Origin of the sequence: Thermomonospora cellulosilytica (assembly GCF_014138835.1) — a bacterium.
Classification (GTDB): domain Bacteria; phylum Actinomycetota; class Actinomycetes; order Streptosporangiales; family Streptosporangiaceae; genus Thermomonospora; species Thermomonospora amylolytica.
This window is the reverse complement of record NZ_JACJII010000001.1, coordinates 1,926,782-1,952,334: the sequence shown is the minus strand read 5'-3', so window position 1 is coordinate 1,952,334 and position 25,553 is coordinate 1,926,782. Positions and strand designations below refer to the sequence as shown.

Sequence of the window (25,553 nt, the reverse complement as noted above, 5' to 3'; positions counted from 1 at the left end):
TCAGGTGGCGGAGTACGTGATCAGAGGGCGACCAGGATCGCCTTGTGCTTGGTGAAGGCGTCCATCACCTCGGGTCCGCCCTCACCGCCGATGCCGGACTGCTTGAACCCGGCGAACGGCATGGGCCCGGTGGTCATCTCGTGGTGGGTGTTGACCCAGACCGTTCCCGCGTCGATGCCGTCGGCGACTCGGTGGGCTGTGGTGAGGTCCTTCGTCCACACCGAGGCCGCCAGGCCGTACTCGGTCTGGTTGGCCTTGGCGATCGCGTCGTCGGCGTTGGCGAAGCTCATCAGGGCGCCGACCGGTCCGAAGATCTCCTCCCGCACCACCCGCATGTCCGGGGTGACCTCGTCCAGGAGGGTCGGGGCCACGAAGTAGCCCCGGTCGCCGTACCGTGTGCCGCCGGTGCGGGTGCGCGCCCCATCCTGTGCGGCGATGTCGAAGTAGCCCATCACGCGCTCGAAGTGCCGGCGTGTGGCCAGCGGCCCCATCATCGTCGCCGGGTCGAAGGGGTCCCCGAGCGTGAACGCGGCCATGGCCGCCGTCAGGCGCTCGGTGAACTCCTCGCGGATGCTCTCCTGGACGAGGATGCGCGTGCCGGCGGTGCACGCCTGCCCGCTGCCGCCCAGGAGCGCGGCCGCGACGCCGTGCGCCGTGGCCTCCAGGTCGGCGTCGGCGAAGACGACGACGGGCGACTTGCCGCCCAGCTCCAGGGTGAGTCGTTTGAGGTCGGCGCTCGCCACCTCGTGGACGTGTCTGCCGACCCGGGTGGAGCCGGTGAAGGCGATCTTGGCGACTCCGGAGTGGCGGACCAGTGCCTCGCCGACCACGCTTCCGGTGCCGGTGACCACGTTCACCACGCCAGTGGGCAGGTCGGTGCGCTGGTCCAGCAGCTCCGCGAAGCGGAGCGTGGTCAGCGACGCCCACTCCGGCGGCTTGAGCACCGCGGTGTTGCCGGCCGCGGCGGTCGGGGGCGATGCCGGACCAGGACGGGTCGGCGAACGCCCGCCGCGCCGCCTGGACGGCCGCGTCGACGTCCTCGGCGGTGCCGCGCTGGATGCTCGCGAGCTCCTCCTCGGTGGTGGGGTCGACGTTCGCCAGCGTCTCCCCGGACGAGCCGGGCACCTGGCGGCCACCGATCCACATGAGGCGATCGCCCGGGCGGACGAACTCGGGGACGGTGCGCCGGGCCTCGTCGGCGACCGGCGGGGCGGCGCTGGTGACGTTCTGGGCGGACATGCTGCCGCTCCTTCGTAAGTGGGCGGAGGGGACGGGTCAGGCGGCGAGCAGCCGCTCGCTCAGCGTCCAGAGCCGCTCGGCCGCCTCGGGGTCGATGGCGTGCGGCGCGACGTCCGTGGGCGGCGGGCCGTCGAAGCGGGCGTTCGGCGGGGTGGGGTCGACAGGTGAGATGTCGTTGTCCTTGAGGTACACGCCGCCGATGCCGTCCAGCAGCGGGCTCGTCGCGGCGAAGACCATCGTGCCGGCGCCCTGCTGGAGCGTCTTGAGACCGGCCTCGGGGGCGATGACGGGGTTGCCGTCCGCGTCGACCAGGCCCTGGTCGCGCAGGATCTCCAGCGGCGGACCCGCGCTCACTTCGCCCGCCGGCCGCGCCGGGCCGAGGTTCGTGCTCAGGATGATGCCCGGGTGAACGGCATAGCCGCGGATGCCGTCGTCGGCCCACCGGCGGTCCAGCTCGACGGCGAACAGGACGTTGGCGGTCTTGGACTGCCCGTAGGCGACGTGCCAGTCGTACTCCCCGGTGGTGAAATGCGGGTCGTCCCAGCGGATGCCGGACAGCCGGTGACCGCCCGAGGTCATGTTGACCACCCGGGCGCCGTCCGCGGCGCGCAGGGCCGGGAGCAGTCCGTTCGTGAGCTGGAAGTGGCCCAGGTGGTTGATCGCGAAGTGCGACTCGTGGCCGCGCGCGTCGCGCACCAGCGGGCCGCCCATGATGCCGGCGTTGTTGATCAGAATGTGCAGCGGCCGCGCGGAGTCGAGCCAGCGCTCGGCGAACGCGTCGATCGACGCCGGGTCGGCCAGGTCGAGCCGGCCGGTCTCCACGCCGTCGATCCCGGCCACGGCGGTGGCGGCCCGTTCGGGGTCGCGCACGGCCACCGTCACCGAGGCGCCGGCCTGGGAAAGCACCCGGGTCGCCTCCCGGCCGAGCCCGGAATGCCCGCCGGTGACGACGACGTTCTTGCCGGTCAGGTCGATCCCGGCGATCACCTCCTCGGCCGTCGAGGCGGGCGTGAAGCCCGTGCCGATGGGGTGCTGCTTATGGGACGTGTTCGTTGCCATGGCACCGATCCCTTGGTCTGTGGGGCGCCGGGCGAGGTCGTCCGGCGTTCTCCACCTTCCTCCGGCCCGGGCCACGCTCGCGTCGGTGGTGATCGCCTATCTGCGGGTACGGCGTCGCACGGGCGTCTGTACGTACGACGGCGTGGTACGACGCATTACGCTGCCTGGGGTGAGGGGTCGGCGGACCGAGCGCGAGGCAGTCGACCGACTGGTCGCGGAGGCGCGGAACGCCCGCAGCGGCGTCTTGGTCGTGCGCGGCGAGGCCGGCATGGGCAAGACGACGCTGCTGGCCCACGCCCGCGATGCCGCGTCCGGGTTCCGGGTGCTGCACGCCGCGGGCGTCGAGGCGGAGATCGGGTTCGCGTTCGCGGGGCTGCACCAGCTGTGCGCCCCGCTCCTGGACCACCTCGACGCGCTGCCCGAGCCGCAGCAGATCGCGCTCGGAGTGGCGCTGGGACGCCGCACCGGCGACCGGCCCGACCCGTTCCTCGTGGGTCTGGCCACGCTCAGCCTCCTGGCCGAGGCCACGGGGGAGCGGCCGCTGCTGTGCCTGGTGGACGACGCGCAGTGGCTCGACGAGGTCTCCCTGCAGACGCTGGCCTTCGTGGCGCGGCGGCTGCACGCCGAGCCGCTGGCGCTCGTGTTCGGACTGCGCGACCCGGCACCCGACGACGGCGCCGGACGGCTGCTCGCCGGCCTGCCGGAGCTGCGCCTCGAAGGTCTGGCCGACGACGACGCCCGGGCCCTGCTGGCCGCGGCGGTCCACGAGCCACTCGACGACGGCGTGCGCGACGCCATCCTCGCCGAGGCCCGGGGGAACCCGCTGGCGCTGCTGGAGCTGGGCCGGCACGCCGGGCCGACGGAGCTCGCCGGCGGGTTCGGCCTGCCGGACGCCCTGAGCGTCCCGGACGGGATTCAGGAGAGCTTCCGGCGTCGTATCGCCACCCTGCCCGCGGCGACCCGGCTGCTCTTGGTGGTGGCGGCGGCGGAGCCGGTCGGCGACGCAGCGCTGTTCCTGCGCGCCGCCGACCACCTCGGCCTCGGGCCGCAGGACGCCGAGCCGGCGCAGGCGGCGGGGCTCCTGGAGATCGACTCCCGGGTGCGGTTCACGCACCCGCTGGCGCGCTCGGCGGTGTACCGGGCGGCCGCGCCGGCCGACCGCCGCCTGGCGCACGGCGCGATCGCCGCCGTGACCGACGCGCGGACCGACCCCGACCGCCGCACCTGGCATCAGTCGCGGTCGGTGCTCGGCACCGACGACGCGATCGCGGCGGAGCTGCAGTTGTCCGCCGACCGGGCACGGGCACGGGGCGGGCTCGCCGCGGCGGCCGCGTTCCTGGAGCGGTCGGCGGAGCTGACCCCCGAGCCCGGCATCCGGGCTCGCCGCATGCTGGAGGCCGCCCGCGCCAAGCACCAGGCGGGCGCGTCCGACGCCGCCCTGCGACTGCTCGCCGCCGCCACGCGCGGACCGCTCGACGCGCTCCACCACGCCCGGGCGGAGCTTCTGCGGGCACAGATCGCGTTCTACACGACTCGCGGCAACGACGTGCCAGGCATGCTGCTCGACGCGGCCAAGCTGCTCGGCCCGCTGGACGCCGCGTTGTCCCGAGAGACCTACCTGCACGCACTCAAGGCGGCGATGCTCGCCGGTCCCCTGGCCCGCGGCCACGACGTCACCAAGGTGGCCGAGGCCGCCAGGGCCGCACCCGCGCCGCCCACGCCGCCGAGACCTCTGGACCTGCTGCTCGACGGCCTGGTGACGTACTTCCTCAAGGGTTACACCGAGAGCGTGCCCGAGCTGCGCCGAGCGGTGGAGTCCTTCATGGCCCCGGCGCCGCCCGCTGGAGACGACGAGCCGCAGTGGGAGTGGCTGGCCAGCCACACGGCGATGGCGCTGTGGGACGACACCGCGATCTGCACCCTCGCCGACCGCTTCCTGCGGCTCGCCCGGGAGTCCGGCTCCCTGACGACGCTTCCGTTCGCGCTCAACTTCTCCGCGGCGGTACTGACGCAGACCGGCGAACTCGCCCGCGTGGCCGACCTGGTCGACGAGAGCGACATGATCGCACGGGCGACCGGAGCCGCGCCCATACCCCACGGCAGGCTCCTGCTCGCGGCCTGGCGCGGGCACCGGGACGAGGCCGCCACGCTGCGCCGCATGAGCGTGGAGGACGCCACCCGGCGCGGCGAGGGCACCGCGCTCACGATCGCCGACTACGCGCTGGCCGTGCTGAACAACGGGCTGGGCCGGTACGACGCCGCCCTCGCCGCCGCCGAACGCGTCCGGGAGTCCGGCGAGCTGGTGCACGCCGCCACGGCTTTGCCGGAGGTGGTGGAAGCCGCGGTCCGCGCCGACCGTCCCGGGCCTGCGGCCGCGGCACTGGAGGAGCTGGACGCTCAGGCACGCGCCACCGGTGCCCCGTGGGCGCTCGGGCTGACGGCGCGATCACGCGCGCTGATCAGCACCGGCCCGGCGGCGGAGGAGCTGTACCGCGAGGCGATCGAGCTGCTCGCCCGCGGCCGGGCGGTGTCCCACCTCGCCCGCGCCCATCTCGTCTACGGCGAGTGGCTGCGCCGCGAGGGCCGCCGCCAGGACGCGCGCGAACAGCTCCGCACCGCCCACACGCTGCTCTCCGGCATCGGCGCGGACGGCTTCGCGTCCCGCGCCGCCGGTGAGCTGCGTGCCACGGGCGAGCACCCCCGCAAGCGGTCCGCCCAGCCCTTCGACGCGCTCACCGCCCAGGAGCTGCGCATCGCCAGGCTGGTGGCCTCGGGCGCGACCTCCAAGGAGGTCGCCGCACAGCTCTTCCTCAGCTCGCGCACCATCGACGCTCACCTGCGCAACATCTTCCGCAAACTGGGCATCACCTCGCGCCGCCAGCTCAGGGACATGCGCCTGGCGGAGGCGCCCGTCACGACGGTGCGCCAGTAGCTCTCTTCTCGAGGCCGAACCTGGTTGACGGTCCCCCGTCCACGGGTCCTGGCGTACGAGTGCGCTGGGCGGATGCACCTCACGCGTCGGCGTGCTCAACGACGGTGGAGGGCACGGTGATGGGGGCGGTCGCAGAGGCGTCGCGGCGGCGCTCGCGCGCGGCCGCGAGGGCCAGGCACGCCAACACCGCCGCCCCGGTCATGGACATGACGGTCGCGGCGCCGTCGTTGCCGAGCAGGCCGACGACGGGAGCGACGAGCGCCCCGAGGCCGAACTGGACGGCCCCCACCACGGCCGCGGCGGTGCCCGCCGCCTCGCCATGCCGGGACATGGCCAGTGCGGTGGTGTTCGGCACGACCAGGGAGCCGCCGCCGAGCATCACCAGCACCGGGACGACGAACCCGGCGATCCCCCCGATGCCGGTGGTCTGCAGGGCGATGCCCGCCAGGCCGGCCACGACGACGGCCGCCAGCGCGACGCCCGCGATCCGCTGCGGGGCGTACCGGTTCAGCAAGGCCGGGTTGAGCTGGGCGCCCCCGATGAGGGCCGCCGCGCAGACACCGAACACGATCCCGAACTGCTGCTGGTCCAGGCCGAACTGCTCCTGCAGAACGAAGCTGGAGCCGGACACGTAGGAGAACATCGCGCCGAAGGACAGGCCGGTGACAAGGGCCAGCAGGACGAACCGCCTGTCGCCGAGGATCGTCCTGTACGCGCCGAGAGTCCGCCCGACACCGGCGCGGCGCCGTCCAGCCGGGAGGGTCTCGGGCAAGGAGACCGCCGCCATGACCATGAGCGCGACGCCGAGGACCGCCAGGGCGCCGAACACCCAGCGCCACGATCCGGCCAGCAGCACGAGGCCGCCCAGTGAGGGGGCCAACACCGGGGCGGCGCCCATGACCAGCATCAACCGGGAGAGCGCCGTCGCGGCCGCGCGGCCCTCGAACAGGTCGCGGACCACGGCCATCGCCACGACGGTGGCGGCCGCCGCTCCGACCCCCTGCAGGACTCGCAGCGTGCCGAACACGGTGATGTCCCAGGCGAGGGCCGAGGCCAGCGAGGTGGCCACGTGCAGCCCGATGCCGGCGAGCAGTGGGCGGCGACGGCCCACGGCGTCGGACAGCGGCCCGACGACGAGCTGCCCCAGGCCGAGGCCCAGCAACGTGCCGGTCAGGGTGAGCTGGACCAGGGGGTCGGTGGTCTCCAGGTCCCCGGCGATCGTCGGCAGGGCGGGCAGGTACATGTCGACGGTGAGGGGCCCGAGGGCGACCAGCGCCCCGAGCACCAGGATGATGCGCACGATGCCGGGCTGGACGCTCCGGTCCCGGGGCGGTGTGATCGTCATCTTCCTCTTTCCTTCGCTCTCTGCGAAAAACCGGAGCGCTCCTCCGGAGCTCTTCCGAACGCGCTTTCCGGTTGTGCGGTCCCTCGTGGCCCGAAGGAGCCTCTGTCCCACACGGAGCCGCGCCGCGTGCCGACACCCTTCTCGAAGCGGCCACGAAGGTCTCCGGAGTCTCCGGCGTGGACGCGCCCGCCAAGGAGATCGCCGATCTCATCGGCGTCGGCTCGCTCGGATGACGGGGGAGGGCGGCGGACACGACACCACCCTCCCGGGAGAGGTCGCCTAAGAGACGCAAGGCCGCCGCCTGGTCTCCGTCGGCTGATCCGTAGGTCGTGGGTTCGAGTCCCGACCCTGTCCGACCTGGGAAAACGCAAGAATGCTCCGGCATTCCCCCGCCCGGTTCGCCCCACTTCGTTCCCACGTACGCTCGAAGCGCGCTCGACCGGGCCGACCGCGGGACGATCATGTTCCGGACCCGCCCGTGGCAGTCAGCACCCGGGGACCAGACCGCCCTCAGCCATGGTGTGCGTGTCGGCCCCGGGCGTGGGTGGGTTACCTGCCGGTGGTCAGGACGACGCGGAAGCGGGCGTCGCCGGAGAGCATGCGTTCGTAGCCGGCGGTGATCTGGTCGAGGGGGTAGGTCTCGGTCATCGGGCGGACGCCGGTCAGGGCGGCGAAGCGCAGGGTGTCCTCGACGTCCTTGGCGGTGCCGGAAGGGTGTCCGTGCACCGTCTTGCTGGTGGCGAGGATCTGGAACGGGCTGACCTCGATGGGTTCCGGAGCGGCGCCGACGACGAGGAGTTCGCCGTTGTAGCGCAGTCCGTCGATGGTGGCGGTCATCGCCGCGGAGTTCATCGCGGTGGCCAGCACCGCCTTCGCGCCGCCCAGGGCCTGCAGCCGGGCGGCCACGTCCCCGGCGGTGGAATCGATGTAGTGGTGCGCGCCCAGCCGGGTGGCCAGCTCGGCCTTCTCCTCCCCGCGGGCGATGGCCACGGTCTCGAAGCCCATCTTGTTGGCGAACTGGACACCGAGGTGGCCCAGGCCACCGATGCCGAGCACGGCGACCAGATCACCGGGACGGGCGGCGCTGCGGCGCAGCGAGTTGAAGGTCGCCACACCCGCGCACCCCAGCGGGGCGGCGTCGACCGCACTCAGGCTCTCGGGGACACGGGCCAGCGCGTTGGCCGGCACGACGGTCGCGTCCGCGTAGCCGCCGGGATACTGCCAGCCCGGCACCGCGACCTTCGCGCAGTGGATGAAGTCACCCTCCCGGCAGGCATCGCAGATGCCGCAGTGCCCGCCGAACCACCCCACCGCCACACGGTCCCCGACACTCCACCCCTCAACACCCTCACCCAGAGCAGCGACACGGCCGGCGATCTCATGACCGAACACCGCCGGCCACTCCACCGGATACCCCCCATTGATGAAGTAGTAGTCGGTGTGACACACCCCGACCGCCTCCACCGTCACCCGTACCTGGCCACGTCCGGGGTCGGCCACCTCCCGCGTGACGACCTCGAACTTGCCACCCACCTCAGCCACCTGAGCAGAACGGACCGCAGACATGAGTGCTCCTTTTGTGCAGCGCGATGAACGGTGCAGTGCATTCGCCCCTACCGGGCAGCGACGAGTCCCGCATGGCGCCCTGCCGCCTTCTGTCCCTTCCGGCCGAGCGCATGGCGGACATCGTGGTTTCTCGCTGTCCCGAAGGTTCGATTCACTTCGGCCGCGCCCACCCGAGGGGTTCCGCACGTCGTCCGGCGCGGGTGTGATGTCGACTCATCCGCAGTCGCAGTGGATCACGCCGCAGGAACCGGTCGGGCGGGCACGCACTCACCGTCCCGCACGTCACCCGGCCTTCGCGTCGGCAGGAATTACCTAGGGTCCGATCCCCGAGGGACTGCCCGGTTTCCGGTGTGACTGGATCTTGCTCGGGTCAGTTGCGGGCTGCGGACAGACATCCGTCGAAGGTGATGTCGAGGGCGTTCAGGGCGGCCTTCCAGCGGGCGATCCAGCGTTTGCGGGCTTCCCGGTGGGGTCCAGGGCCATGACCGCCAGGCAGACGCACTTGAGCGTCGCCTGCTCGGTGGGGAAGCGCCCACGGGCATTGACCGCCCGGCGGATGCGGGCGTTCACGCCCTCGATGGCGTTGGTGGAGCACACCCCCCCGGGTGTCGGCGGTCAGCACGATGCCGCAGTGCCCGAGCATGTCCTGGACCACCTTCAGCTTCACCCCGCCGTCCCGACGCTGTAGCTGCTGGAGATGACCGCCGTGCCCTGGTCCAGGTCCACATCGCACCAACGCGGCCCGGCCGCCTCACCCCACCGCAGCCCCCGCAACGCGATCAAAACGGCAGGCCGCGATACCGCGTGGCGACGCCTGGAGTCATGCGTCCTTGAACTGGATGATCTGGAGGTAGTTCCCATCAGGGTCCGCGAACGTCCCGAACCGGCCGGAGGGACGATCCGCGACGGGGACGAGCCAGTTCACACCGGCCGCGCGCAGCTGCGCCTCGACGGCGTCGAAGTCGTCGACGTGGAAGTTGAGGATCATTCGGCCCGGCTCGTCGTTCTTCGCCCCGACGTCGTCGCGCTGATCGATGACCAGCTTGAAGCCGCCGAGATCGATCGGGCCGTCGCCCTGATGTCCCGGGGCGAGCACCCTGCGGTACCAGTCCCGCAGCTCCGCGGGCCGGGTGGTGCCGAGAAGAATGCTGCCGGGTTTCGGCGTGATCATTGCAGTTCTCCTTGTCGTTGTGGGATGCGGCGGGGCGCTGATCGAGTCCTCACCTCGCGCCAGGCCCGAGTGCGGCTGCCCCGTATCGACGCTTCACGTGTGGGACCCGGTGCTCCCGGCTGCGGCGATGGCGGCGTACTCGCACTCCAGTGCCTTGGCCGGACCGCTCTGCCAATCGGGGCCACGGTCTGCGCCGTGGAGCCGGGGAAGATGCCCTCCTCCTGGTTCTGTACGCCGTCGAAGACGGCTCGCGCAGCCGATTCCTGCGATGCCTTCGGGGCGTCGGACTAGCGGGACATGCCGGTGTCGGCTGGGTCGGTGGCCTGGGATGAGCGCCCGGCTCGCAGCACGGAGGCGGCGCGCTGGTGGGCCGGGAGGTCCCCGCCCTCCTTCGGGTTGGGCTGTCCCTTCCCGGTGTTGATCAGATTCCGCAGGCTGCCGTTGATGTAGCCGCCCCACGCGTTGGAGCACACGTCGTAGCACTCGTACTGCGGAACCAGGCCCACGTGGGTGAAGCGGACCTCGGCGCCGCCGTCCCTTCCGGAGATCTCGAAGACGATCTCGGTGTCCTTCCATTCGGCCTGGTCCGCGATGAAGTTGAAGTAGTTGTCCAGGACGCGCCACGCGACCTTCCGGCCGGGCACGAGCTCCGTCACGCGGATCGTGCAGCGGTGGGCGTCCTTGTAGTGGTAGTCGAACTCGCCGCCGACCCGGTCGGTGACGCCCTCGACCTCCTGCGACCACCAGCCGCGGACGTCGGTGATGGCCTCGAACGCCTCCTGGGGAGTCCGGTCCACCGCGATGGTGGTGGTGAAGTTCTGTTCCCTGGTTGCTTGCATCATGAAAGTGACACTAGCCTGGACGCTTTCATGAAGCAAGCACCCCGGTAGACTGGGGTGCATGCTGGGGAGGACCTACGACTCGCAGGTGTGCTCGATCGCCCGGGCCCTGGAGGTGATCGGTGAACGCTGGAGTCTGCTGATCGTTCGCGACGCCCTGTTCGGGGGGACCACCCGCTACGGCGACTTCCAGCGCAACCTGGGCATCGCGACCAATGTCCTCAAGGCCCGGCTCGACGGCTTCGTCGAGGCCGGGATCATGCGGCGCCGCAAGTACTCCGAGCAGCCCGAACTGTACGAGTACCTGCTGACCGACAAGGGGCGTGCGCTCGCGCCCGCGCTGGTGGCGCTCACCGAGTGGGGCGACCGGTGGGCGACCGACGGGGAGCCGCCGATCCTCTACACCCACTCGGTGTGCGGCGCCGGAATCACACAGCAGACGGTGTGCGCCCACTGCGGTCGCGTGGACGACCCGACCGAGATCCAGGCCACCATCGGACCCGGCATGCCCCCTGAACGCATGGCAAAGAAGGCATGACCGTCAGCGCGATCGGCTCGCGCTCAAGGCTCCGGACCAGGCCACGAACGGGCCCCGATCGGCCCCACCGCGTCCCCGGCTGGCCGGCCGTGTTCCCCGGGGACGGACCGGTCGTTCGGGACGGTCCGCATGCGGTCGTGGCCGGGTGGATCGTGTGAAAGGCCGGGACGGGGAATCACCCGACCATGGGGGAAGGTGAACAGCGGTCGTTCGATGCCTCGCTGGACCGGTCGGAGGGGTTCGGTGAGCGGTTGCTGGGCGGGCTGCTGGACCGGGCGCACGAGATACCGCCGCAGCTGGTCGGCCCGATGGTCGCCGAGGAGGTCGGCAGGATCGGAGGCCGGGACGTCTCCATCCTCCTGCAGGACTACGACCAGTTGACGCTCACGCCGTTGCCGGGCCGGAAGCTGACGGTCGGGGAGCCCGAGCGGATCGACGGCTCTGCGGCCGGGCGGGCCTTCCTCCAGGAGGTCGTCGTCGAACAGCCGCTGGCCGAGGGCGTCCGGGTGTTCCTGCCGCTGCTGGACGGCGGCGACCAGGTCGGGGTGCTGGCCGTCACCCTCGACTCCGCCGACGACGACGACCGGCGGCTGCTGTGGCGGCTGGCCGGTCTGGTCGGCGACCTGCTGACCACCAAGAACGGCTACACCGACCATTTCTCCCGGGTGCGGCGCCGCGAGGCGATGAGCGTGGCCGCCGAGATCCAGTGGTCGCTGCTGCCCCCGCTGGCCATGACCACCCCCCGGGTGTCGGTCGCCGGGATCCTCGAGCCCGCCTACGACATCGCCGGCGACAGCTTCGACTACGTCCTCAACGACGACATCCTGCATCTGGCCGTCATCGACGCGATGGGCCACGGCCTGAACGCCGCCGTGCTGGCCACCGTCGCCATCGGCGCCTACCGGCACGCCAGGCGGACCGACGTCGGGCTGGCCGAGCTGTACGTGTACATGGACACGGCGATCAACGAACAGTTCGGGCCCGAACAGTTCGTCACGGCGCAGATGTCGCGACTGGACATCGCCACGGGCCGCCTGGAATGGGTCAACGCCGGTCATCCCGCGCCGCTCCTGATCCGCGACCGGCGGGTGATCGGCAGGCCGGAGAACCCCGGCACCCTGCCGGTCGGCTTCGGCGGCTCCCAGCCCAAGATCAGCGAACTGGACCTGCGGCCCGGCGACCGGCTGCTGTTCTTCACCGACGGGCTCGTCGAGGAGCACCGCGCCGAGGGAGAGCAGTTCGGCGAGGAACGCCTCATCGAGGTCATCGAGAGGGTCGGGCCCGGTGGCGGGAACGTGCGGGAGGCGGTGCGGACGTTCTCCCACACCCTCATGCGGGAACGCGGCGGGGTCACCACCGATGACGCGACGCTCCTCCTGGTCGAGTGGCACGGAGGCCGCGCCGACCACCTCGCCACGCCGCGAACCTGACGCTCCCGCCTCCCGCCGGCCCGCCCCACCGCGGCGCCGGGAGAACCACTGCACACGACCTCGCCGCGACCGCCGACGACAAGTGCAGGCCGAAGAGCAGGCTCATGGGCGCGGGGATCAGGGAGGAGGCGTTCCACCCGGATGGCCGCCCGCAGGCGGCGGGGTGCGGTCATCGGGCGGGGTGCGCCGGACGCGTACGGCGCCGGGGTGCGCGCGTTCCTCGGGATGGGCGCGGACGCGCAGCACGCTGGCGATCGTGGTGGCGATCAGGATGAGCAGAATGAGACCCAATGAGAGCGGGGTCGGGATCTCCGGCACGGCCGCCGTGACGTCCCGGTGCAGGAACAGCAGGACGAGCTTGACGCCGATGAGCGCCAGGATCAGCGACAGCCCGATCGCGAGGTAGACCAGGCGTTCCAGCAGGCCCTCGATGAGGAAGAACAGCGCGCGCAGGCCGAGCAGGGCGAAGGCGTTGGCGGCGAGCACGATGAACGGTTCGGCGGTCACCCCGAACACCGCGGGGATGGAGTCCAGGGCGAACAGCAGGTCGGTGCTGCCGATGGCCAGGAACACCAGCAGCACCGGGGTCACCACCCGCCGCCCGTCCTCGACCGCCAGCATCCGGCCGCCGTGGTACCCGGTCCCGACCGGCATGATCTGACGTGCCCGGCGGACCAGCCAGGTGTCCTCCACGTCGGGGTCCTCGTTGCGGTGACGGATCAACTGCACCGCCGTCCACAGCAGCACCAGGCCGAACAGCAGGAAGGTGAACGAGAACAGGCTGATCGCCGCCGCGCCGATCGCGATGAACACCGCGCGCAGGCACAACGCGAACGCGATGCCGAACAGCAGGATCTTCTGCCGGTACTCGGCCGGAACGGCGAAGCGGGCGAAGATGATCGAGAAGACGAACAGGTTGTCCACCGACAGGCTCTTCTCCACCACCCAGCCCGCGAAGTACTCGGTGCCCGCCGCCGCACCCGCCGTGGCCCACAGGACCAGCCCGAACCCGACCGCGACGGCGATGTAGAACACCGACCACACCGTGGCCTCGACCAGCCCGACGGCATGCGGCCGCCGCACCGCCACGAACAGGTCGAACGTGAACAGCACGACGATCAGGCCGATCATCGCCGCCCACGCCTCCACGGCGAAGCCGTTCACCCTCCCCCACCACCCTCCCGCGATCGTCCGTGTCGTTCCTGCATCGGCATTTCCCCAGACCGGCGGCCCAACGCAGCGCCACAGCAGGGCTCGCGGACCGCACCGAGCCGGGCGCCGTGCCGGCTCCCGGGACCGACCGGCCGTTCCGCCTCGGGACAGGGCGAATCCGCGGCCGGTGGCCACGCCTCATGCCGGCCCACCCGGACCGCCGCCGGGCAACGGCGCGCACCACCCGCGCGGGACCGGCTCCGCCCGGCCGCACGGGGTGCAGAACGCTCCCGGCGGCCGACAGTCGTACGAGCCGCCCAGGACGTGCACTTTCACCAGGTGAAAGCAGTGGGCGTACCAGGCGGCGAGGCCGCCCGTCCACAGGTGATGGCGACGGCCGTGATGTGGCGGTGCGGCGGCCCGGCGAAGGAATGTGGTCACCGCACCGGGGAGTGACGCGGTCGGGGAGCGCCTCGGGAGGTCACCGCATGTGAGTCGTTTTGGCCGTGCGGGGTGTGGTCGGCCTGTGGTCATGCGGGTCCGGTCGGAGGCCGTCCGGTCCGGTCGGGCGATGGGTCAAGAACGTGTCGCGGGCGACGGCCGGTCGAAGCGGTGCGCGTTCCCGGTGGCACGCCGCTCGCCGGCGCGGGCCGGGAGCCGGAGGGAAGATGCGGCGAGCGCGTCATGGAGCGTGGGATGAACGGTCAGGCCGCGGTCCAGTCCGGTGATGCGCAGCAGCCCGCTGACCTGGGGACGGGGAGCGACCAGGCGCAGGGCGACACCGAGCGCCGTGGCGCGGCGTTGCGTGCCCACCAGCATGCCCAGTCCGGCGGCGTCGCAGAACGACACCCCGCCCAGATCGATGATCAACAGCCGGGTGCTGTGACGCAGCGCGGCCAGCAGGCGCTCGCGCAGCACCGCGGTGGTGGCAAGGTCCAGGTCACCGTGCAAGGCGACAACGGTGTACTCCCGGCCTTGCGGAGTGGGCGCCCGGGAAGGCCCGCCGGCGAGGATCGAGGTGGTCATGATGAAGCTCCGTTCGTGAAAAGGGCGCGGTCGGTCGATCGTGTCACGGCGCCACCGGACGTCCTCACAGGCGACCACCCTCGGATTCTCAGGTGCTCTGGGTGGTCGCGCGTTCGGCGGTGGTCCGCATGGCCGTGACCCCTCTCTCCGGGCCGCCGGTCGGGCGGCCCGGGGTGGACGGCGGAATCGGGATCGGTCAGTGCCGCAGCTCCGCGATGAGGAGGCGGAGCCGGGTGATCCAGGCGGTTCCGGACACCAGAGTGGCCAGGACTCCCCCGGCCACCAGGGTCGCCAGCGCCATGACCGCCGCCAGCGGCAGCGTGGCCTGCATGCGGAACACGGCGAACACGATCACCGCGGTCGGCACGATCGCGGTGGGCCAGACCTGCTTCCGCCAGGACGCCTGCGAGACCGGAACGGCCGCGGGCCGTGCCACCCAGTGGGCGGGTCCGTAGCCGTGATTCAAGATCGGCATGGACATCCCCCTCGTCGGGGTGAGCCGGTATGGCGGATCAGCCTCAGGACGAGGATGTCGTCGTTGCCGGATATTCGTATTCTAGCGCACGAATCCATGATGCGCCGAAATATCGAATCAATCGCCGGTAATGGATTTCGGCATTTTTCGGTCCACGGGGGCCGATGCCGTGGACCGGTCCTCCTCGAGATGGGCGAGACCGGTCGCCCGGCGTGCGATCCTGGGTGTCAGAGCCCGGTCCAGGGTTCGGGAGGTGTTCCCCATGGGTGGTGTTGGGCCCGAGGTGTGGATCGCCACGGCCGACGGCCGGGACATGGTCCGTGCGGACGCGATCGTCGTCGTGCGCCTGGACGGTGGCCGGCTGACGGCCCAGCTGCGCGACGAGTCCAAGCAGACCGTGACGCTGATCGACGGGTCGACCGGTGTGCATCCGCCGGCCGATTTCCACCGCCGGCTCGTCCGGGCGGTCGCCGAACTGGCCGATTCCAGCGGCGCCCAGCTGGTGCGGGCGGTGCGCGACGGCGACAGGTGGCGGTGGGTGACCGAGCCGCTGTGACGGATCGCGGCACGCCGGTCCGCCGTCGTGCCGCGCACCGGGGCGTTTCGCCCTCGTCATCCCGCACGGCGGGCGCGGTGTCCGCAGTGGGTGGGGCCGATGCGACACGTCGTCCGCCTGCGCGCAGGTTCGCCGACGAACCGTCCCAGGCGTCCGCGCGGGAGCTTTACCGGCGGCCTCTTCGGGCGCGCCGCCGGACCATCACGATCCGCCACACCACGAGCAAGGCCACCAGCGCTATCAGCCCGAGCGAGAGCATGACTATGTGGATGGCCTCCAAGTAGTAGGCCAGCGCGCTGATCACGACACCCAGGATGAACGACATCTTTCCCCTCGTGGGGCCGTACCCCGGCGACGTCGGGCCCATTCCGGCCAGGGGTTCATGCGGATTTTAAGCGCGCTTTGGGTCTGGCAGGGCGTAGGCCGGTCGGGTCCGGGTAGGGCATATGGGCGGTCCGGCCGGGGCAGATGGAGAACGCACACGCGATGCCACCGGAGGCTCGGGGAGCCTTTGGATCGGAATGCATATCGCCGTGGCCGTCGTCCCCCCTGATTTCTGCCGTGCTCGGCGACAGCTCACCCGCACATGGAGTCCTCCTCGATTTCTCAACACTGCAAAGTTCGCACAACCCATGCATGGACGGGCCCGGAGCGGAAAGGGCGATTGAGCATTGAACCGACGAGGGTGGACATGCCGGGCCGGGACGTGGTTTTTGGTGACACGGGCCGGTTCCATGCGGCCAGACGACGTCCGACGGCGTTCACCAGATCAGGGGGTGGGATGAAGGCGTTCGTGATGAAGGAGATCGGGCAGGTCGGCCTGGTGGAAAAGCCCATGCCGCAGCCGGGTCCGCTGGATGCCGTCGTGCGGACGACCGCCGCGCTGATCTGCACTTCGGACTCCCATACGGTCAAGGGCGGCATCGGGCCGCGGGAGAACCTCACGCTCGGCCATGAGGCCGTGGGCACGGTTCACGAGGTGGGGTCCGAGGTGAAGGATTTCCGGCGGGGCGATCGCGTTCTGGTCGGCGCCATCACTCCCGACTGGGGCGACCTCGCCTCCCAGAACGGGTACCCGGCACAGTCCGGAGGTCCCTTGGGGGGCTTCAAGTTCGCGAACTCCAAGGACGGGGTGTTCGCCGAGTACTTCCATGTGAACGAGGCCGACGCCAACCTGGCGAAGATACCCGACACGGTTTCCGACGAGATGGCGGTGTACTGCGCCGACATGCTCTCGACCGGGTTCATGGGCGCGGAGAACGGAGACATCCCGATAGGCGGGACGGTGGCCGTCCTGGCCCAGGGACCGGTGGGGCTCATGGCCACGGCGGGGGCCAAGCTGCGCGGCGCCGGCCTGGTCATCGGGGTCGAGTCGGTTCCCAGCCGGCAGGAACTCGCCCGCGCCTACGGGGCGGACGAGATCGTGGACTTCACCAAGGAGGACGTCGTCGAGCGGGTCCTGGAACTGACCCAGGGGCAGGGCGTGGACACCGCCATCGAGGCGCTCGGCGCGAACGTGACCTTCCAGACGGCCGTCAAAATCACCAAGCCCGGCGGGACGATATCCAACACCGGTTATTACGGCGAAGGCGAGTTCGTGAACATTCCCCGCGTCGAGTGGGGCGTCGGGATGGCCGACAAGACGATCGCCACCGGCCTGTGCCCGGGAGGGCGGCTGCGCATGGAACGGCTGCTGCGAATACTGGAGGCCAAGCGCCTCGATCCCACGCAGATGACGACGCACACGTTCTCCTTCGATGACATGGAGCGGGCGTTCGAGGTGGCGGACAAGAAACTCGAGGATGTCGTGAAGGTACTGATCACCTTCTAGCATCACGGCCGACGCCGTTTCCCCGTGATGGCGGTGCGGTCCGTATGGAGGAGGAGTTCGGCATGCTCGATCCCGATCCATCATTCCGGCCGGTTCGCCGGTGGGAGGGCTACCCGCGCCTGGAGGACCTGGGCCTGATCGGGGACGGCGCCACCGCGGCTCTGGTCGGCCTGGACGGTTCGATCCCGTGGTTGTGCCTGCCCCGCTTCGACAGTGAGCCGCTGCTGTGCGGCCTGCTGGATCACGCCAACGGCGGGCATTTCACCCTGACGGTCGAGGACCTGCGAGAAGCCCGCCAGTACTACGAGCCCGACACCGCGGTGCTGGTGACCGAGCTGCGCGGCCCGACCGGCCTGGTCCGGATCACCGACGCGCTGGCCCTGCGCGCGGGCGCCGACCTGTCCGACGACGCGGGCGCGAGCCGGGCCGAGCTCGTCCGGTCCGCCGTCGTCCTGGACGGAACCGTCCGGCTGCGGGCGGAGCTGGCGCCCCGAGGCGGCGCACGGACGCGCGTGCTGGCCAGCGGCCTGGAGGTGCAGGCCGCCTGGCGCCCGGACCTGCGGCTGCATCTGCGCTCCAACCGTTCGCTGACCGGCCTGCACACCGTGCACGACCTGGAACAGGGCGATCGTCTCGATCTGACGCTGTCCTGGGGACGCGTTCACCGCCACCACCGCTTCGACCCTGCGACGGTGCTGCGGGAGACCGCCGAGGCATGGCGCCGCTGGATGGGGAACTTCAGCTACGACGGCCCGCAGGAGCCGCTGGTCCGGCGCGCCGCGATCACGTTGAAGCTGTGCGACGACTGGATCAACGGCTCCATGGTGGCCGCCCCGACGTCCTCGTTGCCCGCGCCGATCGGCGGGGTCCGCAACTGGGACTACCGCTACGCCTGGATCCGGGACGCCGCCTTCACCGTGTTCGCGTTCCGCCGCGTCGGCTTCCACGGCGAGGCGGACGCCTTCCTCGGCTGGGTCCTCGACGCGTTCGAGAACAGCCGGCAGCCGCGGATCATGTACACCCTCCGCGGCGACCCCGTTCCCGACGAGATCCAGGACTCCGGCCTGGAGGGCTACCGGTGCTCGGGGCCCGTGCGATGGGGCAACGGCGCGGCCGACCAGCGCCAGCACGACATCTACGGTGAGGTCCTGGACTGCGCCGACCAGTGGCTGCTCGCCGGCGGTGACCTCCAGCCCGCGCTCTGGGCCGACCTGGCGGAACTGACCGAGACCGCCGCGACCGCATGGCGCCAGCCGGACCAGGGCATCTGGGAGGTGCGCAGCGAGGGCAGGGTGTTCACCTACTCGGCCGGGATGTGCCAGGTGGCCCTGGACCGGGCCGCCACCATCGGCGAACGGCTCGCCCTGCCCGGACCGATCGCCACGTGGCGCGCCACCGCCGACAAGTTGCGCCGGCACATCCTGGAGCAGTCCTGGGACGAGGACTCCCGGAGCCTGAGCGAGCACCTCGGCGGCGGCGGCGGGTTGGACGCCAGCCTGCTCGCACTCCCCCTGCGGAAGGTCGTCCCGGCCGACCACCCGCGGATGACGGCCACCACCGCGGCCATCGCCGAACGCCTGTCCGCCGGTGACGGCCTGCTCTACCGCTATCTGCACGACCAGTCGCCCGACGGCCTGCCCGGCGACGAAGGCGCCTTCCTGCTGTGCAGCTTCTGGCTGGCCGACAACCTCGCCCTGCAGGGCGAGATCGAACAGGCCGAGGAACTGTACGCCTCGCTGTGCGGCCGGGCCAGCCCGCTCGGGCTGCTGCCGGAGCAGATCGACCCGTCGACGGGCACGTTCATGGGCAACTTCCCCCAGGCGTTCAGCCACATCGGCGTCATCGCCGGCGGCGTCACTCTCGCCCGAGCGAAAGCAGGTGACACGGCATGATCAACCGGCTCGTCGTCTTCGGCGCCACAGGCGACCTCAACGCCCGCTACCTGCTGCCGGGGCTGGCCGCCCTGCGGGCCGCCGGGCACCTCGCCGACGGGTTCCAGCTCACCTGCGCCGACAGAACGGGCTGGAGCGACGAGGAGTTCCGGAGCTGGACGGCCGGGCAACTCGACCGGCATGGCCATTCCTGTCCCGCCGACGCCAGGACGTGGATCGCCGACACCGTCCGCTACCGCCAGGCCGACGCCACCGACACCGCCGACCTCGCCTCCCTCATCGCCGGTGACGGGCCGGTCGCCCTCTACCTCGCCCTTCCCCCGGTGGTCTTCCCCGGCACCGTCACCGCCCTGCGCGGCGCGGACCTGCCGCCGGGCAGCCGGATCGTCCTGGAGAAGCCGTTCGGCGAAGATCTGGACAGCGCGCAGGAGCTGAACCGGCTGCTGTCGGAGGTCGTCCCCGAGCAGGCGGTGTTCCGCGTCGACCACTTCCTGGCCATGACCACCGTCCAGAACCTGCTCGGCAGCCGCCTGGCCAACCGCGTCCTGGAACCCCTCTGGAACAGCGCGCACATAGCGGAGATAGAGATCGTCTGGGACGAGTCGCTCGCGCTGGAGGGCCGGGCGGGCTACTACGACGGTGTCGGGGCGCTCAAGGACATGGTGCAGAACCACCTGCTCCAGGTGCTGTGCCTGGTGGCCATGGAACCGCCGCTCAGCCTCGGCGAGCGCGACCTGCGCGACCGGAAGATCGATGTGCTGCGCTCGGTGCGCCCGCTCACCGAGGAGGACGTGCTGCGCCATACCCGCCGGGCGCGCTACCTGGCCGGTCGCCTCGGCGAACGCGAGATTCCCGCCTACGCCGACGAGGACGGCGTGGACCCGCGGCGCCGCACCGAGACCTTCGCCGAGGTGGAACTGCACCTGGAGAACTGGCGCTGGTCCGGCACGACCTTCCGGCTCCGCAGCGGCAAAGCGCTCAAGGACGACCGCAAGGAGGTCGCGGTCCACTTCCGGCCCGTCCCCCACCTGCCCTTCGGCCACACCGGGGAGGCCCTGCCCAACGTGCTCCGCTTCGGACTCGACCCGGAGAACATGACCCTGGGGCTCACCGGCATCGGCTCCGGCGCGCGAACCCTCACCCCCCTCACCCTGACCGCGCAGATGGAGGCCCCCGACCTGCCCGCCTACGGACGGCTGCTGCTGGACGTGCTGCACGGCAACGCCGCCCTGTCCATCCGGGGCGACGAGGCCGAGGAGGCCTGGCGCGTCCTCGCCCCCGTCATGTCCGCCTGGTCCGGCGATCGCGTGCCGCTTCAGGAATACCCGGCCGGCTCCCACGGGCCGGCCCCCGAGAGCGGAAAGGACCCGCGCTAGCCGGCGAACTCGCGCACCGGCCTGCCCTGCACGCCCACCGCCGCCCGGAACAGTGATCCGGCCGGCGGATCGTCGCCCGGGGCGAGACCTTCGCGGGACGTGGTGATGAAAAGCTCGTCCAGGGCGGGGCCGCCGAAGGTGCAGGCGGTGACCCCCCGCACCGGCACCTCGACCACCTCGTCCAGCGCACCGGCCGGCGTGTAGCGGCGTACCTCCCCGCCCTGGTTCAGCGCGACCCACACCCCGCCCTGCGCGTCCACGGTCAGGCCGTCCGGAGCACCGTCCTCCTCCGGGATCGACACGAACGTCCGCCGCCCGGTCAATCCCGAGGCCCCGTCGTAGTCGAATACGGCAACCTGCTGTGCGGCCGTGTCGACGTAGTACGCCAGAGCGCCGTCCGGGCTCCACTCCAGCCCGTTCGAAACGGTCACACCGTCCAGCACCACCGCCGTGGAACCATCGGGGTCGAGCCGGTAGAGCGCACCCGCACCCGTCGTCTTGTCATAGGCCATGGACCCGCAGTAGAAGCGGCCGTCCGGATCGCAGCCGCCGTCGTTCATGCGAACACCCTGATCGGCCCACAGTTCCGGCAGGTGCGTCAGCGTTCCGTCCGCCTCCTCCAGCGCGAAACCCCGCTCGACGCCGATGACCGCGCCTCCTCCGCGCCGAGGACGCAGCGCGGCCGCGACCCCGCCGACATGCCTGCGGCCGACCGTTCCATCGGCCCCCAGCGACATGACATCACCGGCCAGCATGTCGACCCAGCGCAGCCCTCCCCAGCGTGACGACCAAACCGGCCCCTCCCCGTGAAAGGTCACCGCATCGGTGATCCGTTCGGCACGCGGCAAAACCTTCCCCTCCCCAAGCACCCGGCACGTCAGAGAGATCCCACCCTCTGCGGTCATGTCGCCACGCTCCTTACCCGACCGGCGGAACACCACCCGCCCATCCGGAAAGCGGAACCGCCCATGGCCGGGGGGAACGGCAGGCCGGTGGGCCTCGGAAGGCGTTGCGGACGCGGCCGAACGCCGCAGCGGCCGGTCGATGCGTCAGGCCCCGGCGGCGGGTGGGGTGCTGCCGGGGCCTGACGGTGGGGCTTGGGCCGGTGTGCGGGGCGCCTCTCGGCGGGTGGCACGACGCGGCTCCAGCCGGACGGTATTCCGCGAAGGGGCGGAGGGGTGACCCGTTCGTGCGGGTCGGGTGTTCAGTCTTCGGAGCCGAGTTCGGGGAGGTTCTCCGCCAGGGGCACGAACTCGGTCACCGACAGCAGCCCGTCGTGGTCGGTGTCGTACTCGGTGAACAGCGCCTTGACGATGCCCGACAGATCATCAACCTCGGCCGCCGGGAACATCCCCGCGATCGCCGCGGTCACCTCGTCCACGGTGAGCTGCCCATCCCCATCGGTGTCGTATCGGGCGAACACCGCCTCGTACTGATCGGACATGATTTCCTTCCGCGAAGCAGCCGTGGTCCCCGATCGTAGCCACTCGCGGAAGAGACGGTGGCCCCAGACGGCGCGGAGTCCGACGGACCGGTGAGCCCGCCGACCGGCATGGTCATGGTCATCGTGAACCCGAGTCACCAGATGACGGCCCGCGGGTTCGATCGTCGCCGGATGGAGCGGCCCGGTCTTGGCCATCACCCAACCCGCCGGCGAACGCTCCGGCCGCAGTCGCACCGTCGCGTGGCCAGACCCGCCACATCTTGGGCGCATGCACGACCGCATGAAGGACGCGACCGAAGGCGGGGCGGCTCACCCTGTTCGGGTGCGGCTCGTAGCCACGCCAAAGGTGGCACCCGACGCGTCAACGTGGTCGTAGAAGTTGTTCTGGACCATAGGGGCGCTCCGTGCCGGATGCGGTTCCGGCGGACCGCCCGAGACCAGGTCAAGGGCGTGCACGTCGTAGCCGGGCACGAACAGGAAGGCCTCCGTCGCGAACTCCTTCACCTTCACCTGCACCTTCCGGAAATCGGACGCGCTCAGGGAGGTGTGCTCGCCGTCCACCACGTCGTGGAACACCCGGTCGGAAACGATGACCGCCAGGTCGGCGCCCGTCTCCTTCAGGGCGGCCCGTAGCGGCGCGCTGTCGCACAGCCTGCTGACCTCGACGACCCCTCTGCCGTCGTAGCTTTCGGCACCGCGCAGCGCAGGCCCGTAGTGGATCGCGAGCCGAAGCCGCAGCCGCTGGTCACCGTGGACACCGCGGTTGTACCGGCGCAGCGCCGCCTCCAGGTGCCGCACGTAGTCGTCCACGACGCGGGGTTCGGGCTGGTCATCGGGCAGTACGGCCAGTTCGCCGTCCCCGGCGACCTGGCGGTCCCAGGTCGAGCGGTCCAGCCCGGCGCCCTCCGCCGCCTCGCCGAGCACCGTCAGCATCCCGCGCTGGAGCCTGGCCTGGCCGCGATCGGTACGCCGTCCGTACCCCGTGGCGTCCACCGAGGTCAGCAGGTGCCGTGCGAACTTCTCTTCTTCGGTCACGTGTCCCCAGCCTTTCTCCGGTGGCGCCTCAGATCTCGCCGCGCAGCCGCCGGGCGTACTCGTCGATCCGCCGGTTGAGTTCCTCGTCCTGCCGGATACGGGAGCGTTCCTCCTCGGCGTCGCGGCTGCGCTGCCGGTCCTGATCGAGCCGGTCCAGCTCACCGAGCGCGGTCTCCCTGGGCAGTCGGTCGCGTCGCCGCAGCAGCTCGTTGTTCAGCTCGAACAGCTCCTCGCTGGTCTCCAGTTGCCGGGCGATGTTGCGGTCGTAGGCGGTGGGCCCGGACAACCGCTTGGACAGCACCGGCAGACAGTCGATCATGATGAGCATCAGCCGCAGCACCCACGGCCCCAGCATGACCAGCAGGCTCTCCCGGCTGAGCGAGCCCAGCGCCTTGTGCTCCTCCAGCAAGCCGATGTCGCCGTCCGGGCTGGGCAGCTGCGCCCTGATGGCCCGGTCCATCTCGACGGCGTAGTGCTGCGCGACCGTGTTCCGCTGCTCGATCAGTCGGTCGATCCGGCCGTCCAGTGCGTTGATCTCCTGCTGGCGCGCGTCCAGCCGGCTCTGCGCGGAGAAGTCCGCGGCGTCCCGGTTGGCCTCCGCGCAACGCGGACCGGCGCCGACGACACCGCTGAGCCCGGGTCCGTTGTGGCCGTTGCACTCCCGGCGAGCGCCGTCCTGCAGCTTCCGCAGCGTTCCCTTGTCGGCGTCCAGCCTGCGCTGCTTGAGGTCCCGTTCCTGCTGCAGGTTGACGATGTCGACGGTGACCCCGGCGGGGTCGGAACGAACGGTCAGCAGCAGCCTGCGGGCGTTGCACCGGTCGCGCTCGGCCTGCTTCAGCTCCCGATAGGGCACGGGATTGCATGCCTTCAACGCGGACTCCCGGGCGGCCCGGTCCAGCGTGCGGTTCTCGGCGACCTGCCGGTGGACGGCCGGTTCGAACACCTTCAGCAGCAGCGGTTCGGCGATGATCGCCCCGAGGAACACGGCCAGCAGCAGCCGCACCCAGAACGCGCGCCCTCCACCCGGGGAGCCGTGCATGGTGGTGATCAACCAGCTGTCGATGCAGAAGATCACCCAGCCCCAGAACAGGGCGGCCGGCATCAGCAGGAGCCAGTGCGCGTCCAGGAACTTGGCCAGCGCGGTCCACATCGACACCGCCGCCAGCGCGCTGGTGGTCAGCACCAGCGCACCGACCTTGGTGTAGTGCGGACGGAGTTCCGGGGTGTAGTCGAGCACCTCCTCGACCACGCCGATGCGCGCGCGCAGCCAGCGGCCGACCCCGCCACCGGCCGGCGCGGGGCGGAACATCTCCTGCTCCGTCTGCTTCGTGGTCGGCGGGGCGAGCTGGGCGACCATCAGTCCTCCTCCTCGGAGAACGGCTCGTCGCCCTCGGCCTCGGCGAGCTCGCCCTTGGGCTCGGCGGGCGCGCCCAGCTCCGTCTTGGAGGTGGCCTGGCCGACCAGCCGGTCCATGAGGCGGTCGAGTTCGTCGATGCTGACCTCGTCGAGATGTCCGTGCTTGGCCAGCTCCTTCATCACGTCGAGGCGGGAGGCGAAGACCCGCAGCCTGTCCTCCCGTTCCCAGTCGGCGGCACGGTCTTCCAGAGCGCGCCGGCGATCCCGCTCGGCCTTCTCGAGTTCGAACTCGCGGTCCTCCCGGGCCCACTGACGTTTCCGTTCGGCCATCCTCAGCTCGAACTCGCGGTCCTGCAGCTCACGACGACGCGCTTCGACTTCAGCCTGTGCCTGCTGGAGGTCGGCGGCGATCTGCTCCGCCGATCCCTCGTTCCGCTGCAGGGCGAAGTAGGCCGCCGTCGTCGGATCGTCGCCGATCTCGCTCCTGAGCCGCCGCGCCTGGTCGGCGGCGAACCGGTTCTCGCTGGCGGTCATCTGCTGGCGGCCGAGCTGCCGCGCCATGTCGAGGTTGTACTGCTGCTCGGCCAGCTTCAGCTCGTAGCTCTTCTTCTGCAGCTCCAGCTGCTCGGCGTGCGCGGCCTTGAGCCGCTGCAGCTCCATCTCGTACTGGGCCTGCGCGGACTCGGTCAGATACCGCTGCTCGTTCTTGAACCGGCTGTCGTGGAAGGCCACCAGCTCGTCGGGGGTCAGCACCTCGGTGCTGGCGAGCACCGCCCGCATCCCGGGCGCCTGCGGCGGAACGTGCTTGTGGTACGACTCCAGCTGGCTCTGCACCAGCAGCCGGACCTCGTTGACAGCGGAGATCTTGTAGTCCAGCCCCAGCTGGAACAGCCGCTGGTACCCGCGCAGGTAGTCGAGCAGAACGGTGGCCGCGTCGCCCTGCCCGCACTTGACGATCTTGTCGGGCTCCAGCACCGTGCACAGGAAGTTGGCCCGGACGGTGAACTGCTTGGCGTCGGCGGACGGGATGGTCAACTCGACCGACACCCCCCGGTTGGTGGTGAGGTCCACGACGCTGACGTGCGTGGCCCGCACCACTATGTCGTCGCCCGGCCCCAGCCGTCCGCGGTCGACGACATGCCTGCCGTCCACCAGGTAGACCTGCGCCTGGTCGGCCTTGATCGGCGGCAGGTCCGCCCAGTCGCGCTTCCGGTCGCCGAGCCCGAAGAGACCGGACCTGCCCACCGGCGGAAGAATCCGCGACTCGATGATCGGATAGGGCTTCGGCATA

Annotated in this window: 22 protein-coding genes and 2 pseudogenes; 7 read left to right on the top strand and 17 right to left on the bottom strand. The window is 71.1% G+C overall.

The annotated features are described in order from the left end of the window. Positions 1-20: 20 nt before the first annotated feature. From HNR21_RS09405 to HNR21_RS09400, 3 genes and pseudogenes are all read right to left on the bottom strand, one after another. Positions 21-944 (bottom strand): aldehyde dehydrogenase family protein, encoded by a 924-nt coding sequence (locus HNR21_RS09405; protein ID WP_312880948.1) that lies wholly within the window; start codon positions 942-944, stop codon positions 21-23. A gap of 39 nt (positions 945-983) precedes the next feature. After that, a pseudogene (locus tag HNR21_RS36585) lies at positions 984-1,146 on the bottom strand (aldehyde dehydrogenase family protein); the annotation flags it as partial. Between the two features lie 129 nt (positions 1,147-1,275). After that, positions 1,276-2,298: an SDR family NAD(P)-dependent oxidoreductase gene (locus HNR21_RS09400; RefSeq protein ID WP_182704897.1), complete on the bottom strand. Its 1,023-nt coding sequence runs from the start codon at positions 2,296-2,298 to the stop codon at positions 1,276-1,278. A 169-nt stretch (positions 2,299-2,467) separates the two neighbouring features. On the opposite strand from HNR21_RS09400, the gene HNR21_RS09395 reads away from it, so the two are divergent. After that, the gene (locus HNR21_RS09395; protein ID WP_312880947.1) at positions 2,468-5,230 is read left to right on the top strand and encodes an AAA family ATPase; all 2,763 of its coding nucleotides are present in this window, start codon (positions 2,468-2,470) and stop codon (positions 5,228-5,230) included. A 79-nt stretch (positions 5,231-5,309) separates the two neighbouring features. On the opposite strand, the gene HNR21_RS09390 is transcribed toward HNR21_RS09395, so the two are convergent. The 5 genes and pseudogenes from HNR21_RS09390 to HNR21_RS09370 all read right to left on the bottom strand — a co-directional run bounded on the left by HNR21_RS09390 (position 5,310) and on the right by HNR21_RS09370 (position 10,154). Further along, a complete protein-coding gene (locus tag HNR21_RS09390) occupies positions 5,310-6,575 on the bottom strand; it encodes a multidrug effflux MFS transporter (protein ID WP_182704895.1) in 1,266 nt (421 codons plus the stop codon). A gap of 549 nt (positions 6,576-7,124) precedes the next feature. Next, a complete protein-coding gene (locus HNR21_RS09385) occupies positions 7,125-8,117 on the bottom strand; it encodes an alcohol dehydrogenase (protein WP_312880946.1) in 993 nt (330 codons plus the stop codon). Positions 8,118-8,511: 394 nt separating this feature from the next. Then, positions 8,512-8,738: pseudogene (locus HNR21_RS09380) on the bottom strand (transposase); the annotation flags it as partial. A 223-nt stretch (positions 8,739-8,961) separates the two neighbouring features. After that, positions 8,962-9,312 (bottom strand): VOC family protein, encoded by a 351-nt coding sequence (locus HNR21_RS09375; RefSeq protein ID WP_182704893.1) that lies wholly within the window; start codon positions 9,310-9,312, stop codon positions 8,962-8,964. A gap of 287 nt (positions 9,313-9,599) precedes the next feature. After that, positions 9,600-10,154 carry an SRPBCC family protein gene (locus HNR21_RS09370; RefSeq protein ID WP_182704892.1) on the bottom strand — a complete coding sequence of 185 codons (555 nt, stop codon included), beginning with the start codon at positions 10,152-10,154 and terminating at the stop codon, positions 9,600-9,602. A 58-nt stretch (positions 10,155-10,212) separates the two neighbouring features. On the opposite strand from HNR21_RS09370, the gene HNR21_RS09365 reads away from it, so the two are divergent. Together HNR21_RS09365 and HNR21_RS09360 are read left to right on the top strand one after the other, a co-directional pair. Further along, positions 10,213-10,689 (top strand): winged helix-turn-helix transcriptional regulator, encoded by a 477-nt coding sequence (locus HNR21_RS09365; RefSeq protein WP_182704891.1) that lies wholly within the window; start codon positions 10,213-10,215, stop codon positions 10,687-10,689. 185 nt (positions 10,690-10,874) lie between these two features. Beyond that, on the top strand, positions 10,875-12,119 hold the full coding sequence (locus HNR21_RS09360; protein ID WP_182704890.1) for a PP2C family protein-serine/threonine phosphatase: 1,245 nt from the start codon (positions 10,875-10,877) through the stop codon (positions 12,117-12,119). Between the two features lie 117 nt (positions 12,120-12,236). Here the strand turns inward: HNR21_RS09360 and HNR21_RS09355 are convergent, their stop codons facing one another. From HNR21_RS09355 to HNR21_RS09345, 3 genes are all read right to left on the bottom strand, one after another. Next, entirely contained in the window at positions 12,237-13,283 is a 1,047-nt protein-coding gene (locus HNR21_RS09355) for a TerC/Alx family metal homeostasis membrane protein (RefSeq protein ID WP_312880943.1), read from the bottom strand. Positions 13,284-13,847: 564 nt separating this feature from the next. Then, the gene (locus HNR21_RS09350; protein ID WP_182704889.1) at positions 13,848-14,297 is read right to left on the bottom strand and encodes an STAS domain-containing protein; all 450 of its coding nucleotides are present in this window, start codon (positions 14,295-14,297) and stop codon (positions 13,848-13,850) included. A gap of 196 nt (positions 14,298-14,493) precedes the next feature. After that, on the bottom strand, positions 14,494-14,772 hold the full coding sequence (locus HNR21_RS09345; RefSeq protein WP_182704888.1) for a hypothetical protein: 279 nt from the start codon (positions 14,770-14,772) through the stop codon (positions 14,494-14,496). Positions 14,773-15,034: 262 nt separating this feature from the next. Between HNR21_RS09345 and HNR21_RS09340 the strand changes: the two genes are divergently transcribed. Next, positions 15,035-15,328 carry a hypothetical protein gene (locus HNR21_RS09340; RefSeq protein WP_157995718.1) on the top strand — a complete coding sequence of 98 codons (294 nt, stop codon included), beginning with the start codon at positions 15,035-15,037 and terminating at the stop codon, positions 15,326-15,328. A gap of 166 nt (positions 15,329-15,494) precedes the next feature. On the opposite strand, the gene HNR21_RS09335 is transcribed toward HNR21_RS09340, so the two are convergent. Continuing rightward, complete coding sequence (locus HNR21_RS09335) at positions 15,495-15,653, bottom strand: hypothetical protein (protein WP_157995717.1); 159 nt, start codon at positions 15,651-15,653, stop codon at positions 15,495-15,497. A 456-nt stretch (positions 15,654-16,109) separates the two neighbouring features. On the opposite strand from HNR21_RS09335, the gene HNR21_RS09330 reads away from it, so the two are divergent. The 3 genes from HNR21_RS09330 (at position 16,110) to HNR21_RS09320 (ending at position 20,427) form a co-directional block, all read left to right on the top strand. Next, the gene (locus HNR21_RS09330; RefSeq protein WP_182704887.1) at positions 16,110-17,159 is read left to right on the top strand and encodes an NAD(P)-dependent alcohol dehydrogenase; all 1,050 of its coding nucleotides are present in this window, start codon (positions 16,110-16,112) and stop codon (positions 17,157-17,159) included. Between the two features lie 62 nt (positions 17,160-17,221). Then, positions 17,222-19,051, top strand: a complete 1,830-nt coding sequence (locus HNR21_RS09325) for a glycoside hydrolase family 15 protein (protein ID WP_182704886.1) — start codon at positions 17,222-17,224, stop codon at positions 19,049-19,051. Further along, the gene (locus tag HNR21_RS09320; protein WP_182704885.1) at positions 19,048-20,427 is read left to right on the top strand and encodes a glucose-6-phosphate dehydrogenase; all 1,380 of its coding nucleotides are present in this window, start codon (positions 19,048-19,050) and stop codon (positions 20,425-20,427) included. The genes HNR21_RS09325 and HNR21_RS09320 overlap by 4 nt, the downstream gene beginning before the upstream one ends. Here HNR21_RS09320 and HNR21_RS09315 read toward each other — a convergent pair. The 5 genes from HNR21_RS09315 to HNR21_RS09295 all read right to left on the bottom strand — a co-directional run bounded on the left by HNR21_RS09315 (position 20,424) and on the right by HNR21_RS09295 (position 25,552). After that, positions 20,424-21,368, bottom strand: coding sequence for an SMP-30/gluconolactonase/LRE family protein (locus tag HNR21_RS09315; protein WP_312880938.1), 945 nt, complete (start codon positions 21,366-21,368; stop codon positions 20,424-20,426). The genes HNR21_RS09320 and HNR21_RS09315 overlap by 4 nt on opposite strands. 263 nt (positions 21,369-21,631) lie before the next feature. Beyond that, complete coding sequence (locus HNR21_RS09310) at positions 21,632-21,871, bottom strand: EF-hand domain-containing protein (protein ID WP_182704884.1); 240 nt, start codon at positions 21,869-21,871, stop codon at positions 21,632-21,634. Between the two features lie 309 nt (positions 21,872-22,180). After that, entirely contained in the window at positions 22,181-22,906 is a 726-nt protein-coding gene (locus HNR21_RS09305) for a nucleotidyl cyclase domain-containing protein (RefSeq protein ID WP_182704883.1), read from the bottom strand. A gap of 28 nt (positions 22,907-22,934) precedes the next feature. Further along, positions 22,935-24,263, bottom strand: coding sequence for a DUF4407 domain-containing protein (locus tag HNR21_RS09300; RefSeq protein WP_182704882.1), 1,329 nt, complete (start codon positions 24,261-24,263; stop codon positions 22,935-22,937). Then, positions 24,263-25,552, bottom strand: coding sequence for a hypothetical protein (locus HNR21_RS09295; RefSeq protein ID WP_182704881.1), 1,290 nt, complete (start codon positions 25,550-25,552; stop codon positions 24,263-24,265). Before HNR21_RS09295 ends, HNR21_RS09300 begins: the two co-directional genes overlap by 1 nt. Position 25,553: the final 1 nt, after the last annotated feature.